The organism is Paenibacillus marinisediminis, assembly GCF_054343325.1.
This window is the reverse complement of sequence record NZ_JBTGUH010000003.1, coordinates 89,266-105,922: the sequence shown is the minus strand read 5'-3', so window position 1 is coordinate 105,922 and position 16,657 is coordinate 89,266. Positions and strand designations below refer to the sequence as shown.

Sequence of the window (16,657 nt, the reverse complement as noted above, 5' to 3'; positions counted from 1 at the left end):
ATGTCCTTTACAAGGGGTACAGTTTACAGTGCCGATCCCTTTTATAGCTTGAATTAGTCATACTTCATATTCACAATCCACTTTACAGCTGCTCCATGACTGATTCCTTCTCGAGGCTACGCGTTGTAAGATAAGAAATGATCACGGGGATCATTACTGTAAAGAGCACGTAACCGAGTAAATACCAGGTTGGGAATCGGTAAGTCATATAGAAATCTGCACCTTGCTTAGCCATTGCCTCGTAGACGACGTATCCTAGTACCCCTCCGAATAATGTCGATAATATAACATTACCTGCAGCTAATAGCATACTTTCTCCTTGAATCATGAATGATAACTGTTTCCGTGTCATCCCCACTGCCTGCAACAAAGCAAATTCATGCTTGCGAGTCATCACATTCGTGACAATGGTATTGATCAGGTTAATGACACTGAATACAACAATGAACAAAGTTAGTCCAAAGAAGACCATCATCACGCTTGAAAAAAATACGGATACCTCTGATACACGATCTTTGAGACGATCTATTTTCAATGATGAAGAATTCCCAATGATCTCATAAAGGCTCGCATAAACAGCCGCTTCTTGAGATGGATCAGATACAATTTCAAATTGGGAGTTAATATTAGTCTTCATCATTTCATGAGCCGTTTGTTGTGGAAATAGGAACCATCCATCCGTACCGCCGCCTTCGACTATCGTACCTGCTACTCTAAACTCTTTTTCTACCATCTGACCATTATAATATTTTAGACGTACAGTATCTCCAACCTGGAATCCCCCGCCATAGTATTTTTCGAGCGTTTCATTTCCTCTGACAATAATCTCATGTTGTTGAACAAGTTGCTCATAATCGATTGGACCTTCAAGCAGCTCCTGATTAATCTGTTGCATATCCCGCTGTGTGATGACAGCAGCTGTTGTCCAATCTTCTTGATTATCCAGATATCGGAATGAAACATTAAAGCTTTCAGTAGGCACGATCTTCTGGACACCAGGGATAGCAATAATTTGTTGTGCCAATTGGTCAGATAGAGGATTCGCGAGCTGTAATCCACTCTTGCCATGATCTGTCGTCTGGATGGCGTTGCTAGATAATTTCACTAGGAATTGTCCGTTGGGCATGTCAAATTCATTGCGTGCGAACTTCTCTATGTCCATTGCATTATTCCAAGTCGCGATTGCCATAAATAGCGTGCCGCCTAAGCAGAGGGATATGATGGTAATGATCGTTTTCTTGCGATTACGTGAAAAGTTGATTGCCGCTAAGCGAAACGTTGTCATGCGACGATGTAATTTTTTCGTTTGTGCGATCTCTTTAATACCAGAATATGCCGAATAGTTCGCAGCCTCAACAGGAGAGACGGTAGCTGCAAGCTTCGCTGGTTTATGAATTGCAAAACGTACCGTTATTACATTCAGTACGATTGTAATCAGCATAACAAACAGCTCATTGGTCCAGCTCCATCCAGCAGGGATAATCAGATAGGTAACTATACCTCCTAATAGTAGCCCTATAGGAATGGCAATGATACAAAGTATGGTTCCTTCTTTCTTAAGCAATCTACGTATTTGCCTCTGTGTGGTACCAATGGTGGCAAGCTGTCCGTATTCCCTGATCTTACCGATAACGGATATGTAGAACGTACTGTAAATAACGAGCGCACTAGCGATAAGAACAACCACACTGATCCCAGCTGCCGCCAACAGATTCGTAGTATTCGGTTTAAGAAGATTAACGTAAAACCCATTCTCACTAATATTTTGATGCGGAATTCCCGCATCATCAGCAATTAGCTGAACTTTATTACTAAAGCTGTCTGGCATGAGGTTATCTGCGCCCTTGACCCGAATTATAGCGTTATAAGCAAACTTTTCTAGCTGCTTACCTTGATCTGCATAGGCTTTAGATACATATATCGGATGTGTGCTCGTCCGAGCTCGTTCATTAACCAAGCCACTGACCGTGAACGTTTCTGTTGTTCCGTCTAGAAATGTTAACGAGATCTCAGCGCCAACCCTTGGCTCTTTCCCTAATCGTTCCAGATACGGTTTGCTTACAGCGATTTCATGGGTCTGCTGGGGTGCACGTCCTTCGATAACAGACATGGTCTTGATCTGCTCAGAATCGGCATCATAGTAAGCAAGATATATTCGGTAATCGTCGACTTCTAGCAATGATCCTGTTTTATACAGCGTCATGGCTTCAATCTCTGAATGATTCTCAAGTTGCTGGATCTGTTCATCTTGTACACCTATGAAATGGGCTTGTCCTTCATGTGCTAATTCACGTTTCTGCTCCATCGAGTAACTGCCTGGCAATGCTCCAAGTGCCATTAATAAGGTAGTTGCTAGAATGATGCTCAGCATCACCAATACATGATGCATCTTACCTGCGCGCAAGCTGCGCATTACGAGCCTGTTCATGATTTTCTTATTGTGTGTTTCGTACATCGTCATTCACCTGCCTTATACGATGTGACCATCTTCAATGCGGATGATGCGATTAGCTGTTTGCGCAATTTCCTCATTGTGAGTGATCATCACAATCGTTTGTTTGAATTGTTGACTGGTGATCTTCAATAAGCCGAGAACATCCTGACTCGTTCTGCTGTCCAAATTGCCTGTTGGCTCGTCTGCAAGCATGATAGCTGGCTTGGTTGCAAGTGCTCTTGCGATTGCGACCCGCTGCTGCTGTCCCCCTGATAGATGATTAGGCATGGTGTTCATTTTGCTCTGAAGTCCGAGTAAGTTTATGATCTGCAACACATAGGATTGATCCACTCGCTTTCCATCTAATTCAATAGGGAGCACAATATTTTCATATACATTCAAGATAGGTACAAGGTTAAAGTTTTGAAATACAAACCCTATATGACGGCGACGGAATATCGTCAATTCTTCTGCGCCCATGGTGAACAGCTCATTGCCATCGACAATTACTCTTCCGCTAGTAGGACGATCTAGACCGCCTAGCATATGAAGCAAGGTGCTCTTCCCGCTGCCAGAAGTACCGACAATCGCGACGAACTCACCTTCTTCTATCGTTACATCAACACCGTTCAATGCTTTTACAAGATTCGGTTCTTTGCCGTAGACTTTATACAATTGATGTGTCATTAAGATCGACATGCTGTTCAACCCTTTCTTGATTGATACCATCATTCTAGCTTGTAATAGTAACTCAAAAGTGTCCCAATAATAACAGATTCGATACTTTTCTATAAAACAAGGGACTGCAGACGCAGCCCCTATTTAGGCAGGAAAATGGAGAAATCAGAGCCCTTCTCCAATTCAGATTGAACTTTCATATAGCCTTTTTGTGCCGTTATGATGCTTCTTGCCAGATACAGTCCCAATCCGATTCCTTCTTCTTGGGACACCTGCTCAGAACGATAGAACCGCTCAAAGATGCGCGGTATTTCCGATTCCTCTATTCCAATTCCCGTATCCTTGATATGAATTCGAACAAATAGCTCATAGGGTTCAACAGAAATGCTGACCTTGCCGAATGGAGGTGTATATTTCACGCTGTTCTCAAGTACATTCGTGATCGCTTCCTGTGTCCATTTGGCATCGAATTGCGCTTCTAACTGCGGATCACAAGAGTACTCGATATGAATTTGCTTCTTAGTGGCAGTGGAATACACACTATTAATGACATCTATTAGCAATTTAGATAGATTACGCTGTTGAATATCGCAATGGATAATACCATTTTCTAGCCTGGACATATGTATAAGTGAACTGATTAACCACTTTAGCTTCTGAGATTGTGCAGCGACTAGGTGTGAATATCGATTCAATTCAGGATCGTTTATCGTTTTTTCTTCTAGCAGCTCACTGTATAGCAGGATATTAGAGATGGGGGTCTTGGTTTGGTGAGATATATCTGCAATAAAGCTCTCGATCTGCTGTTTCTGTTGATTATTATCCCGAAGCCCTTGATCACGCATACGCGTATATTTAGCTAGCTTCGCAATGAATAATGCCAGTTCTGTTTCTTCATTTTTAACCACAATAGGTCTGTCCGCAATCGCATCATCTATAGTGTGGTCAAGAACAGTAAATAGCCGCAGCACATAGTACTTCATATTGTACACAAAACATATCGCTATCAAGAAGATTGCTGCTAGTAAACAAGGCAGTACAACCTTGAGATGATAGTTATTCACCACAGCCGCATAAACAGCCATACACCATGCAGCAAGGAGACAACCATAGATTAGATATATTTTATAGAACATGTGATTGCTGATCTTAAGCTTCATTGATCTCTTCCTTCACCCATGTATAGCCGATGCCATACACATTCTTAATGTATTGAGGCTGAGATGGATCTTCTTCCAGCTTACTTCTCAGACGTTTAATGCTGACTGTAAGGGCATGCTCATCTACATCCTCGGATTCATGATCCCAAACGAGATCAACCAGCCGCTCTCGACTTATAATGTTGCCGCGATTCACAACCAAGATCTTTAGCAGCTTCTGTTCAATTTTGCTCAGCGTTATCTTCCGCTCCTTACGGGTGAACATCATATTATCGAAATCTATGGCAAGATCGCCAATTATAATCGTATTCGCTTGACTGCTTGAATGACGCCGAAGAACAGCTTTCACTCTTGCTCGCAGCACCATCAGACTGAATGGTTTCGTGATATAATCATCACCGCCCATTTCCAAGCCTCGTACAATGTTGAGCTCCATATCTTCAGCCGTTAGAAAAATAATCGGGACAGAGGAGGTTTGTCGAATATCTTTGCACAGCTCAAAGCCATTCCCATCTGGCAGGTTGACATCCAGCAGGATCAGATCAAATTTATTATTCTTCAACAGCCCTTCAGCACTCTTGATATTATAAGCTTGTGCAACTGTCGTATCTGCATGATCCAATATTAATTTAATGCCTTCATTCAGATCCTTATCATCCTCAACGATTAATATGTGTTTCATCTGTTCCTCCTTGAACCTGTTCAACTACATCAACCTTAATAATCGTATTGTATCAGATGATCCTACAATCTTCATGTGATGCAGGTATGTATGATAGACTAAATCTTCCATCAGAAATAGAAAAGGCACCTTCCCTATTAGCTAGGATAGATGCCTCTCGTGTCATTTAATTCATTAACGCAAACCACATTTTGTCTTAATAAAATGAAGCTGATTCTTCACATGGTTTAATTGCTCCTCCAATTCAGGAGAACCGTCTTGCTGCGCTTGAAGCTGCTGCAGCTGCTTCATGAGGTGCGGCACATCAGAATTGGCATTTGCACAGGAATAGTCACTAGTCAGATCGAGAGATTTAGAATAATTAATCATTGCATGCCTCCTGCTCTACCGACGTTTGCCTTTGGCGTTGTTAGCGTCTGCCGTCCGAGTTGACTTATTCAGATTCGAATGTCCTGGTTGCTTATGGGCCATGTCTGGAACTCCTTTCATGCTGCCTTCATAATGAAGTCAGATCAGCCTACTTTTCCTGCTTTGAAATGTTGTTCAGACTTGGAGCTCGGCGTGCTGCCTTGTATGACTTCAACGTGATGCTCTGCTCCGCGAATCTAGCTTTGTTGCGTTGTTGATGAATGCGTTCCGCCTTGTTATAAGGCATAGCGACCACCTCCAACCTTATGATACCCACGAGCCATCACTTTATGTTGATTGCCAACGGTTTACGGCAAATGCGGATTAATGCTGCTCACGCTTATGGGGCAGCTTAACACCGATTATTCGCCACACGATACGTTCAAATACGCGCCATGGAAGCATGGCCCGTGCTGCCAGTGACTGTCTTACACCTTTCCCTACAATATACCTTAACCTTCTTCTCCCATGAGGCAGCGCAGCGATTCGCAGAATTAATCGTGACACCTGTTCGGGCGGCGACGCTGTTCTGCTCGTCTCCGCTACACTTGCCTTCAGCTTGCTGGTGTAGATGGCATTTGGCGAGTTTGGTTGTTCATCGAGCATCGACAGACTTCGATCCCATATATTCGTCTTGTAGCTGCCCGCTTCAACAAGCACGACATCGACGCCGTGAACGAGCGCTTCATATCGCAAGGACTCCGAGAATCCTTCAACGGCAAATTTAGAAGCCGCATAAGGCCCCATTCCAGGGAACCCCATGCGGCCGCTAATGCTGCTAAGCTGAATAATGCAGCCTTCCTTCTGCTCGCGCATGATTCGCATTGCTTCGCGGGAGGTCTGAATAACAGCGAATACATTCGTATCGAACTGCTTCCGCCATTGTTCCATCGGAATATCTTCCGCAAAGCCGCCAACCGCAAAGCCTGCGTTATTCACGAGAATGTCCAGCCTGCCGAAAGTAAGCTTAATACGTTCTGCCGTCTCCGTTACGGCCTGCTCGGATGTGACATCCAGTTCCCATATGTGTAAGCGGCTTACCGCCGCGCCCTCAGCGCGTTCCAGCACACTGTTTGTTACTCCCTCTTGTCGGCTGTCTGCCTGCCTCATCGTCGCTACGACTGTCCATCCCGCTTGCAAAAAGGAGGCAGCCGTAAGCAGTCCGAAGCCGCTGGCAGCGCCAGTAATCCACACGACTTTTTCCTGCTTCATAGCTGCCTCATCTCCCCTTACTGCTTCTCTTCGATATATGATACCTTAAACTTAGCAATCTGCGCTTCCAACTGCGTACTCAGCGATTGCAGCTGGTCAACGGATGCTCGAATCTGTTCGGTCATCGCTGACTGTTCTTCAGTTGCCGCCGCAACGCGCTCCGATGAAGAGTGGCTCTGACTCGCGATCTCACTTAATTGTTCCAGAGATGCCGTAACTTCTTCACTTGCAGCAGACATTTGCATCGAAACGACACTGCCTTCCTTTACTTGTTCCGATATATTCATGACCTCGGTAGTAATCTCCATGAAGGCGTCGTCTGCAGCGCGAACAACCTTTAACCCGTATTCAACGGATTCTTTCTGATGCTTCGCCGCTCGTTCTGTATTCGCTCTATAGGTATGAACTTCAGCAATAAGCTCCATAATACGATTAAGTGATGTCTTAGAGCTATCAGCAAGCTTGCGCACCTCCGTAGCAACTACTTGGAACCCCTTGCCGTGCTCGCCTGCGCGTGCAGCTTCAATGGAAGCATTTAAAGCCAACAGTTCCGTCTGCTTTACGACGCCTTGTATGAAGTGAACCGCCTCACTAATCTGATTAACCTCATTCGACAGGCGCTGTAATGCATCGTAAGTAATATCGGACGCTTCTTGTATTCGCTCCATCTGCAATACAGTTTCGTTAACAATCTGGCGCCCGTTCTCTGCCTTCGATGCCGAGATCTCCATCTTCTCCAGCACATTAGTCGAAGTTTCGGTTATCTGATGAACGCCAGCCGCAATTTCCATCATAGCCCGCTTCGTCTCCTCAGCGCTTAACTGCTGCATCTGCGCCCCTGATGCAACCTGCTGCATCGCAGCGCTGACCTCAGTCGCTGAAAGCGCTGTCTCTTCTGCGCCTCTTGCTAACTCGATCGTCGATTGCGATACTCCCTTAGATGCCACTTGTATTTCATGCAGCAAACCGTTTAACCGTTCGATCATTTGATTAACAACTGATCCGATACGACTGAATTCATCCTTGCCCTTTACATGTAAACGAACAGTCAGATCGCCCTCTGCAGCCTGCTCAGCCAATCGACGAACTTTGTTAAGCGGTCGTAATTGCAAGCTGATGTAGATGGCTACGAATACAATGCATAACAATTCAATGGAGGCGCAAATGCTGATCGCGGACCATAACATATCATTCAGCTTGTTCTTAATCATACTATAATCATAGTCTACGCCCAAATATGCTAATGTTTGACCCATTTCATTAGTAATCGGAACTAATGTCGTGATGATCTGCTTCCCGTCCGAGGTGTATTCCTTAGTACTGGCGGCATCATTTGTCTTCAGCTTCTGAACAGCCTCCATCTTTCCTTCATCCATAGGGAATACCGATCCAGCAATGAAGCCCTGCTCGTCCATCCCGTTATCACCTTGAATCATGGTCATGTGTGGATTATCGAGAGTCGAGCTGGCGGGAATTTTAGTAGACAGAAGGTACATATGTTCCATATCTTCTTTAAGAAGGGCGTTCAGCTTCTGCCGAATCTGCATAAAATTAATGTTTTCAGTAAAGTTCATCCCGGCATTCTTGGTGTCTTCCATCGTTAAAGAAGCCTGTCGAACTGCCACGCGAAGTTCCTGTATCTGCAAGTCCACAATCTGATTTAAGCGCTGTTCAAAAAATTCCATATACATCTTGTTTTGTTGTTTGACCTGCACAGAGAAAAGTGTGGTTCCAAGCACGAGTACCATTATCGTAATGATGAGAATAATCCGTACTACGATGCTGTGTATTAACTTCGACATATGGCCAAATCCTCTCTATAATGTGTTTCAATAATGTCAGCCGCAATTTTCAACCATATAATACCAGGATTCGATTCTATTCGCTGCCTATATTGAAAGGAATTATAGCACATACAAGGTTATTTTTACCATCATTTCATATAGATAATTCCGATATTTTCTGCAACCGTTTTCGGCAATCTTCATCATAAAATGTAAAAAGCAGCGCTGGGCGACTTCCGCTCAGCACTGCTGCTCTTGAATGGCGGTTATCCGCCCAATACAACTCGATCATCCACAAATTTCTCGCCGCGCAGCAGTTCAAACTGTCGCAACAGCTTCTCAACTGTAAGATTGCGTTTCTCTTCCGCTTTGATATCTAATATGATCTTCCCTTTATCCATCATAATGAGTCGATTGCCTAGACGAATCGCCTGCTCCATATTGTGCGTTACCATGAGTGTCGTTAGCTTGGTTTCCTTCACGATCCGTTCCGTCAACCGCGTGATCATTTCCGCGCGTGCCGGATCGAGAGCTGCCGTATGCTCATCAAGCAGAAGCAGACTCGGCTGCATAAAGGTAGCCATAAGCAAACTGAGCGCTTGTCGTTCACCGCCTGATAAGAGTCCTACCTTAGCAGTTAATCGCTCCTCCAGATACAAGCCCAGCGTACTCAGCTGCTCCCTATACCAGGTGCGTCGGCTGCGGCTCACTCCGAAGCTTAAGCCTCGCTTCTTCCCACGGGAATAGGCGATAGCTAAGTTCTCTTCGATCGTCATGGAAGGCGCTGTACCTGCCATCGGATCTTGGAACACGCGTCCAATCCATTGGCTGCGCTTATGCTCTGGCATGAAGGTAACGTCATGACCGTTAATGTTCACAGTACCAACGTCAGGCTGTATCACTCCCGCGATCACGTTCATCAGTGTTGATTTCCCTGCGCCGTTGCTGCCAATCACCGTTACAAAGTCCCCTGGCTGAAGCTGCAGTGAGATATTCGTCAAGGCCAGCTTCTCGTCAGCTGTACCTGGATTAAACAGCTTGCTTACATGTTCGATGTTCAGCATTAGAGTTCACCTCCAGATTGTGCAAGCTCGGCAGCCCGCTTCCGGCTTGCGGATCTCTGCTTGTAGGAACGCTGGACCATCGGCAATGTCAGCGCGAAGATTACGATAACGGATGTAAGCAGCTTCAAGTCAGTTGCATTCAGCTCCATTTGCAGCGCAATCGCGATAATGAGGCGGTATAACACAGCGCCGAGCAGCACCGCAAGCGTTGTGCGAGCGATTGTCTTATGACCAAATATCGCTTCACCAATAATGACGGATGCCAATCCGATGACGATCATGCCGACGCCGGACTGAATATCCGCAAAGCCTTGGTATTGAGCGATCAGTGCCCCAGACAAAGCGACCAATGCATTGGATAAGCTCACTCCAAGAATGATCGTCATATGGGTGTGTACCCCAAAGCTTCTAACCATTCGCGAATTGTCACCTGTCGCACGAAGCGCAAGTCCGATTTCTGTGCGCAAAAACCAATCCAGCAGCAATTTGACTCCAAATGCGAACAGCCCCATCACGATAACAAATGTAAAACCTCCAGACAGCGGGGTTAGTATCGTTTCCTTATTCAATAAGCCAATGTTGGCTTTACCCATGATACGCAAGTTAATCGAATACAGGGCGATCATCATCAGTATCCCGGACAACAGCGGATTGATGCGGCCTTTCGTATGAATAATACCTGTCAGAGCGCCAGCTATGCCTCCGCCAATAAAGGCAAGCAGCGTGCCAATCATGGGATTAACACCGTTGCTAATACATAAGGCCGCGATAGCTCCGCCTGTCGTAAAGCTGCCATCCACCGTCAAATCCGGAAAGTCTAATATCCGGAACGTGAGGTATACACCTAACGCCATCAATGCATATAGCAATCCGAGTTCCAAAGACTTATGCATCGCAGTCAAAAATCCAATATCAAACATGCTTTATCCTCCTCTGTTGAAACGATATGCCCCTTGCGAGGCTTCTCAGCGTTTCAAATGTTCATCAATTGAGTCTTCCTGTCAGGTCAGAGCTGGAACAGCATGCGCTGCAGCTTTGAAATGGGATGGTAGCGAAAAGCCCGCCCCCTGAAAGGGAGCGGACCGCAACATCATACGCATCAATACTTGTTGCAGACAGGATCATTATTTGAACAGGTTCTCTGGCTTCACTTCACTCTTGATCGCATCTGTTACCTCAAAGCCTTGATCTGCGGCAGCTTTCATATTAAGAGCAAGATCAAGCGTCTCTGGGATGCGAACCGCCATATCTGCCGGCTTCTTGCCATCTTTCAAGATCTCGACAGCCATCTTGCCAGTGGTATATCCCAGATCGTAGTATTCGAAGCCGTACGAGGCCACTCCGCCTGCTTTCACCGAATCCTTCTCTGCTACGAACAATGGAATCTTATTCTCATTCGCTACCCCAATAACCGCGTTGAGTGCGCTGACGATTGTGTTATCCGACGGTACATAGATCGCTTGTACCTTGCCGATCAACGATTCTGCAGCTTGCTTCACTTCAGAAGAGTTGGATACTGGCGCCTTCACAACCTTAATACCCAGCTTAACTAGTGCGTCTTCAGCTTGCTTCAGGTTTGTCAACGTGTTCTGTTCGCCTTCGTTAGCCATAATGCCAACAGCCTTTACGTCTTTTACATTTTTGCTGATGAACTCCATCAGCTTGGAGACCGCTTCCGGATGAAGGTCGGTCGTTCCTGTCACGTTCATGCCAGGCTTCTCAATGCTTTGCACAAGACCAGCGCCAAGCGGGTCCGTTACCGCCGTAAACAATATTGGTACATCCTTAATGTTCTGAGCCGCTGTCTGAGCGGATGGTGTCGCAATCGCAAGTATTAGATCCTTGCCATCTGATGCAAACTTTTGGGCAATTGTAGCTGCGTTATTTTGATCATTTTGCGCGTTCTGGAAGTCAATCTCAAGGTTCTCGCCTTCCACATAGCCCGCATCCTTCAATGCTGCTATAAAGCCTTTGCGAGCTTCATCAAGAGATGGATGCTCGACAATCTGGGTAATTCCGATCTTCACTTTCTCTTTGGCTTGGATGCCGGCATTTCCAGATGCCGCATTATTTGCGTCTTTGTTCTTCTCACCGCATGCTGTCATAAACGTCAATAACCCGATCAACAGCAGCGACACCAATACATAACTCTTCGATTTCATGACATTTGTCCCCTTCCGTTTATGAAGCATATAATAAATCCCTCTACCCCACCGTTCTCATTCTCTGTATCGAGTGGTTGGTCTGCCTCTGCGCTAATTTGATCCATAACTTATAATGGTTTAACGCATAAAAGCATAAATGCATAAATCTATTAAAGTATATTGTACAGCTGCTTTAAAGTCTGTCAATGATAATTTCTATTTTAAATGACTATTTTGAGATACTCCCTTCCCGGAATCAACAAAAAACCCGCATCCCCAAGCATGCAGGGAATACGGGTATTATGGATTCTATAGATAGCACAACTATTTCAATCTTCTATCAGTGCGAGCTCTTCTCTCTGAAATCTCTGCGGCGAGCTATGCCTTCTTCATACGCTGAGTTGATAACAGCATCTCTAACCCTAGGCACAACTTTATCGTTGAACACTGACGGAATAATGTACAGCTCACTTAATTCATCATCCGTGACGACCTGAGCAATGGCATGTGCAGCAGCAAGCTTCATCTTCTCTGTAACTCTCGATGCCCGGCTGTCAAGCAGACCTCGGAACAATCCAGGGAAGCACAGCACGTTATTGATCTGGTTCGGATAGTCAGAACGTCCCGTCGCAATGATGCGCGCAATGCCCTCGATCTCATCCGGATCGATCTCCGGCGTCGGGTTCGCCATCGCAAATACGATCGGATCCGATCCCATGGCCAGCACATCCTCTTTCTTCAACACGCCTGGGCCAGATACGCCGATGAAGATATCCGCACCACGGATAACTTCTGATAAACTCCCTGACTCTTCATTCGGATTCGTCTTCGCTGCATATTGATTCCAAGCTTCATTCTCATACGGAATCGTACGAACAAGCGCGCCTTGGCGGTCGACACCGATAATATTTTTCGCGCCTGCTTCCAGAAGTATATTCGTACATGCCATTCCTGCAGCACCGATGCCGCACAATACGATCTTGCAATCTTCAAGCTTCTTCTTTACGATGCGCAGTGAATTTATAATTGCAGCCAGAAGGACGACTGCGGTACCATGTTGATCGTCATGGAACACGGGAATATCCAGTGCTTCCGTTAGTCGTTTCTCGATGTCAAAGCAGCGCGGCGCGGAAATGTCCTCCAGATTAATTCCGCCGAAGCCTGGCGCGATCGCTTGAATCGTTCTGACGATCTCGTCCGGATCCTGCGTATCCAAGCATATCGGGAATGCATCAACACCTGCAAACTGTTTGAACAGCATGGCCTTTCCTTCCATTACCGGCATAGCTGCTCGGGGTCCAATATTGCCAAGACCTAACACGGCTGTACCGTCTGAGATGACCGCAACTGTATCACGCTTGATCGTCAACGTAAAGGCGCGCTTCGGGTCCTCGTGAATCGCCATACATACGCGTGCTACACCCGGAGTATATACGCGGGACAAGTCATCCCGATTGCGAATCGGCACCTTAGGCTGCATCTCTATCTTGCCTCCCAAGTGAAGAAGGAAGGTCTGATCTGAAATGTTTACGATATTTACCCCATCAATCGGTTTAAGTCTTTCTACTACTCGATCTCCCACACTTCCATCATACACATTGACCGTAATATCTCGTACAGTCGAAGTGTTCGTGCTGCGAATGACGTCAATCGCTACGATATCGCCACCGCTTTCTCCGATAGCAGACGCTACTTGGGCAAACGTGCACTTGCTCTTGTCAATTTCCATACGAATAATGATGTTAGTATTAGAGCCTAATGATTTGGACATAAGTGCTACACTCCTTTGAGCGGATGCTTTCTACATCGCCACCAGCTTCCACAGCCTGATTCAATTGCTTCAGATGCGAATGAAGGTGAACAATTGTAACCTCTTTCATTTTCTCCACCCATTGTCAAAATCCTCCAACAAATTGAATAAAAATCAATTGTCACTCTTATAAATACCTCTTTATGGGGTATAAATACGAAAAAGCTCAACCCTAAAGAGTATCTCTTTAAGCTTGAGCTTTCGCTAATCAATCGTGATTATTTACGTTCTAAAATAACATAATCTACATCTCCACCTGGTTCAAAGCCTACCTTAGCGCCTAGAAGCTCTCCGATCGACCGGAGCGGAACGTATACCGTCGTGCCGTCTTTCAGTACAGGCGCACCTTGCAGCTTCTTCGCAACACCGTCAACTGTTGCCTGACTGCTGTTTATGGTCAATACGATTACACTGCCCGTAATATCGTCTACGATACGAACTTGCTTCAAGGCACCATCCCATTTGACATCCGCATCAAATTGTTCAGCTACATAACGGAGCGGCACCATCGTCGTACCATTGGTTACATAAGGAGCAGGGCCCTCATACAGCCAGTCACCATACGGATCATCCGTGATTGGCAGCACGATGTACTTGCTCGTTATTCCAGCATTAATGAGCAGTTCATAGGCGAGGGAATCCTTCTCAAAGTTTCTCAGCATTTGACCTGGAGTCAGAGTATCTTCTGCCATATTAATCGCATTCTTCGTATCCACTTTGTCTATTGTTACTGGTTGGTTGATATTTATCATCTCGGATACAGCTTGGAAGCTGATGCCCTTCAATGGGATTTCTTCCATTTCTGGCAGTGCAATGTTGAACTCAACGTTGGTCTTCTTGGTATTCAATGCACCATCAACATACATGTCCAGCTTCAGCTTCGTCTTATCGCTAAGGATGACAGCAAGCTCTGGTGACTCTTTCGTCATCTCTTTCCAGCCCGTTTCAAGCTCATCCAGCATCTTGATGCCGTTCTCTTTCAGCCACTTATATGCAATGACAGAGAAAACTTCGCCATCCTTCATGATCGAAGATTCATCGTACATAAGCTCTTCATACAATGGTCCGTACAGCTTGCCGATCTCAGCAAAAAAAGCTTTCGTCCCTTGCTCGTCGGCAATCATGGACTTCATGAAATCACGAACCCAGCCAAAGGATTCATCAGCACCGAATTCCATATGTATCTTCTTCAGCGATTCATTCTGTCCGAATATCGGCTCCATAACAGAAGTCACTGTCGTTACCTTCGGATTAGGCGCATGCTTCGTGAAGAACTTAACGAATGTCTTCTGCAGCTTAACCATCTCAGCATTATCAAGCTGTAGACTTGCAAATTCATCCAAGTCCTCATCAGCTGTCAACGGAAGGACAAATGGTTTCTTCGCCCCTTCTACGTTGAAGGCAAGTTGTTCTTTATCTAGACTAAGCTGAAATGGAAGCGACTTTCCTCCCATCTTCAAGTTACCGTTCATTGATACTTGTTCGGATGATTGCGCTTTCGTGTTTAGATCAAGCTGAAGACCATTTATAAGCGTAAACATCTGCTTATCTTCTTCTGTCAGCTTAGCTTTCTCGTTTACATCAAACTTAATGGATAACGTACTCTTGCTTTCGCTAGAAGTTACTTCTGCAGATCGTGTCATTACGCCTGCTATGTCCACTCCGCCTACTGATTGACAGCCAGCGAGCACAAGAAGCAGGGCAGATAGCATAACTGCTATCCCTTTACGAATACGCATGTTTCTCACACCTCCATAATGTGTAGGCAAAATATAGTAATATCATGCCATATCCATTATGAATTGCGATAAGTAGATTGTAAAGACTTTATCTCACATGCGCTGCCCGCTGTTGATTAGCACTTTCGACTCCCGAGACGTCGTTTTTTTACGTCTCGGGCTGGGTTGGCGGCTGCGCGAGGCCACTTCGGCGGCTGAGACGTCAGTTTTCTACGTCTCGGCTCACGCGCGAGCCATTTTTGGAGCTGAGACGTCGTTTTTTTACGTCTCAGCCTGGGTTGGAGGCTACGCGAGGCCACTTCGGCCGCTGAGACGTCAGTTTTCTACGTCTCAGCCCGCGCATGAGCCGTTTTTGGAGCTGAGACGTCGTTTTTTTACGTCTCAGCCTGGGTTGGAGGCTACGCGAGGCCTCTTCCGCGGCTGAGACGTCAATTTTCTACGTCTCGGGCTTAGCTTACGGCTGCGCGAGTAAATGTGAAAAAGAACCATCAAGCCACAATTAACGGCTTGATGGTTCTCTTGTTAGTTATCTAAGGGATCCCCTAGCATCCTGACTGAATGGGATAACACCCAAATGCTCACGGAGAGACATATTAGGCAGCACCATACAGCCATTACCACCAACGCTTCCCTGCGACTTCATTATCGCTCCATTAATTTCTCGACGCTCATATTCGGTGTAATACGCCATCTCTCCGTATGCTCAGCCGTCTCACTCGGCTCAATCGTCGACAGCACTCCTAACGACTCCAGCTCGAGCATATGCTCGTTTGTATAGCATTCGAAGGAACATCCGCCGTCAGGATATACGGCACCTAGTTGATGTTCATGGCGAATTTCAAATGCAACGCCATTATTAACATAAGCCGCCCAGCCCGGCTCATTGCTGGTACCGATCTTGAACGCGCAGTCCGCAGTAACAGATTGACGAACGGTAATGAAATCCTCACCCCACTGGACACGCTCATCGTTCATTCGAGTATAAGGCCACAGCGTAAGCGTACGGTTAGGCAGCACTCCCGTTTCGCGCTTCGTTTGCGGGATGACGGCCGTTCCGCCCTGCGCCATCACGCTGATTGACCAAGGCGTCACTGTAATGGGATAAGCGCCTTCATTTGTAATTCGGTGATGCAGAATAACCTCCTCTTCTGTCATCACAATTTCAATCTGCTTCTGTACGAGAGTCCATTGCTCAACTGGAGAAGTTAGAATGACACCTTGGTTCGTAGCTGTCCATTGAATGGGCTGATCATCAGCAGAATAACTGCGTGGAAATGCCTCAGGACTTACCCATAGGCGATGGCCGCCGCGAATCTGCCAGCCTTCGCTGCCCATTTTCTTAAACGCCTCACCCTTTTGCGAAATGTTCCCATCCACATCATGGAGGAACACATTGTCACCGCCGCGCAGACTAAAGTGCATAATACGAATACCGTAATCCAACGGAATTAACATCGTATAACGATCATTTTCCACATGAAGACTGCGTCCAAATGGAGTTTTCTCTACTATATCCAACTTTACATTTGTCATAAATACACC

The 16,657-nt window shown here is 45.9% G+C and carries 14 protein-coding genes; all 14 read right to left on the bottom strand.

The window, feature by feature from the left end; all coding sequences use genetic code 11:
* Positions 1-82: 82 nt before the first annotated feature.
* Positions 83-2,428, bottom strand: coding sequence for an ABC transporter permease (locus tag ACXX53_RS09850; protein WP_458568472.1), 2,346 nt, complete (start codon positions 2,426-2,428; stop codon positions 83-85).
* Between the two features lie 42 nt (positions 2,429-2,470).
* Positions 2,471-3,133: an ABC transporter ATP-binding protein gene (locus tag ACXX53_RS09845; protein ID WP_458568471.1), complete on the bottom strand. Its 663-nt coding sequence runs from the start codon at positions 3,131-3,133 to the stop codon at positions 2,471-2,473.
* A gap of 119 nt (positions 3,134-3,252) precedes the next feature.
* Positions 3,253-4,272 (bottom strand): sensor histidine kinase, encoded by a 1,020-nt coding sequence (locus ACXX53_RS09840; RefSeq protein WP_458568470.1) that lies wholly within the window; start codon positions 4,270-4,272, stop codon positions 3,253-3,255.
* Positions 4,262-4,954: a response regulator transcription factor gene (locus ACXX53_RS09835; protein ID WP_458568469.1), complete on the bottom strand. Its 693-nt coding sequence runs from the start codon at positions 4,952-4,954 to the stop codon at positions 4,262-4,264. The genes ACXX53_RS09840 and ACXX53_RS09835 overlap by 11 nt, the downstream gene beginning before the upstream one ends.
* A 174-nt stretch (positions 4,955-5,128) precedes the next feature.
* Entirely contained in the window at positions 5,129-5,323 is a 195-nt protein-coding gene (locus ACXX53_RS09830; protein ID WP_458568468.1) for a DUF2524 domain-containing protein, read from the bottom strand.
* Positions 5,324-5,471: 148 nt separating this feature from the next.
* Entirely contained in the window at positions 5,472-5,609 is a 138-nt protein-coding gene (locus ACXX53_RS09825; protein WP_458568467.1) for a hypothetical protein, read from the bottom strand.
* A gap of 77 nt (positions 5,610-5,686) precedes the next feature.
* A complete protein-coding gene (locus ACXX53_RS09820) occupies positions 5,687-6,574 on the bottom strand; it encodes an SDR family oxidoreductase (RefSeq protein ID WP_458568466.1) in 888 nt (295 codons plus the stop codon).
* A 17-nt stretch (positions 6,575-6,591) separates the two neighbouring features.
* Positions 6,592-8,376, bottom strand: a complete 1,785-nt coding sequence (locus ACXX53_RS09815) for a methyl-accepting chemotaxis protein (RefSeq protein ID WP_458568465.1) — start codon at positions 8,374-8,376, stop codon at positions 6,592-6,594.
* 248 nt (positions 8,377-8,624) lie between these two features.
* The gene (locus tag ACXX53_RS09810; RefSeq protein WP_458568464.1) at positions 8,625-9,422 is read right to left on the bottom strand and encodes an ABC transporter ATP-binding protein; all 798 of its coding nucleotides are present in this window, start codon (positions 9,420-9,422) and stop codon (positions 8,625-8,627) included.
* Positions 9,422-10,342 (bottom strand): ABC transporter permease, encoded by a 921-nt coding sequence (locus tag ACXX53_RS09805; protein ID WP_458568463.1) that lies wholly within the window; start codon positions 10,340-10,342, stop codon positions 9,422-9,424. Before ACXX53_RS09805 ends, ACXX53_RS09810 begins: the two co-directional genes overlap by 1 nt.
* 204 nt (positions 10,343-10,546) lie before the next feature.
* A complete protein-coding gene (locus tag ACXX53_RS09800) occupies positions 10,547-11,584 on the bottom strand; it encodes an ABC transporter substrate-binding protein (RefSeq protein ID WP_458568462.1) in 1,038 nt (345 codons plus the stop codon).
* Positions 11,585-11,906: 322 nt separating this feature from the next.
* Positions 11,907-13,337 (bottom strand): malic enzyme-like NAD(P)-binding protein, encoded by a 1,431-nt coding sequence (locus tag ACXX53_RS09795; RefSeq protein ID WP_458568461.1) that lies wholly within the window; start codon positions 13,335-13,337, stop codon positions 11,907-11,909.
* Between the two features lie 257 nt (positions 13,338-13,594).
* Positions 13,595-15,115: a copper amine oxidase N-terminal domain-containing protein gene (locus tag ACXX53_RS09790; RefSeq protein WP_458568460.1), complete on the bottom strand. Its 1,521-nt coding sequence runs from the start codon at positions 15,113-15,115 to the stop codon at positions 13,595-13,597.
* 642 nt (positions 15,116-15,757) lie between these two features.
* Positions 15,758-16,648 carry a hypothetical protein gene (locus ACXX53_RS09785; protein ID WP_458568459.1) on the bottom strand — a complete coding sequence of 297 codons (891 nt, stop codon included), beginning with the start codon at positions 16,646-16,648 and terminating at the stop codon, positions 15,758-15,760.
* Between the last annotated feature and the right edge of the window lie 9 nt (positions 16,649-16,657).

Coding starts and splice junctions, on each gene's coding strand:
- ACXX53_RS09850 (WP_458568472.1), bottom strand. CDS start 2,428: ATGAACAGGCTCGTAATGCGCAGCTTGCGCGCAGGTAAGATGCATCAT.
- ACXX53_RS09845 (WP_458568471.1), bottom strand. CDS start 3,133: ATGTCGATCTTAATGACACATCAATTGTATAAAGTCTACGGCAAAGAA.
- ACXX53_RS09840 (WP_458568470.1), bottom strand. CDS start 4,272: ATGAAGCTTAAGATCAGCAATCACATGTTCTATAAAATATATCTAATC.
- ACXX53_RS09835 (WP_458568469.1), bottom strand. CDS start 4,954: ATGAAACACATATTAATCGTTGAGGATGATAAGGATCTGAATGAAGGC.
- ACXX53_RS09830 (WP_458568468.1), bottom strand. CDS start 5,323: ATGATTAATTATTCTAAATCTCTCGATCTGACTAGTGACTATTCCTGT.
- ACXX53_RS09825 (WP_458568467.1), bottom strand. CDS start 5,609: ATGCCTTATAACAAGGCGGAACGCATTCATCAACAACGCAACAAAGCT.
- ACXX53_RS09820 (WP_458568466.1), bottom strand. CDS start 6,574: ATGAAGCAGGAAAAAGTCGTGTGGATTACTGGCGCTGCCAGCGGCTTC.
- ACXX53_RS09815 (WP_458568465.1), bottom strand. CDS start 8,376: ATGTCGAAGTTAATACACAGCATCGTAGTACGGATTATTCTCATCATT.
- ACXX53_RS09810 (WP_458568464.1), bottom strand. CDS start 9,422: ATGCTGAACATCGAACATGTAAGCAAGCTGTTTAATCCAGGTACAGCT.
- ACXX53_RS09805 (WP_458568463.1), bottom strand. CDS start 10,342: ATGTTTGATATTGGATTTTTGACTGCGATGCATAAGTCTTTGGAACTC.
- ACXX53_RS09800 (WP_458568462.1), bottom strand. CDS start 11,584: ATGAAATCGAAGAGTTATGTATTGGTGTCGCTGCTGTTGATCGGGTTA.
- ACXX53_RS09795 (WP_458568461.1), bottom strand. CDS start 13,337: ATGTCCAAATCATTAGGCTCTAATACTAACATCATTATTCGTATGGAA.
- ACXX53_RS09790 (WP_458568460.1), bottom strand. CDS start 15,115: ATGCGTATTCGTAAAGGGATAGCAGTTATGCTATCTGCCCTGCTTCTT.
- ACXX53_RS09785 (WP_458568459.1), bottom strand. CDS start 16,648: ATGACAAATGTAAAGTTGGATATAGTAGAGAAAACTCCATTTGGACGC.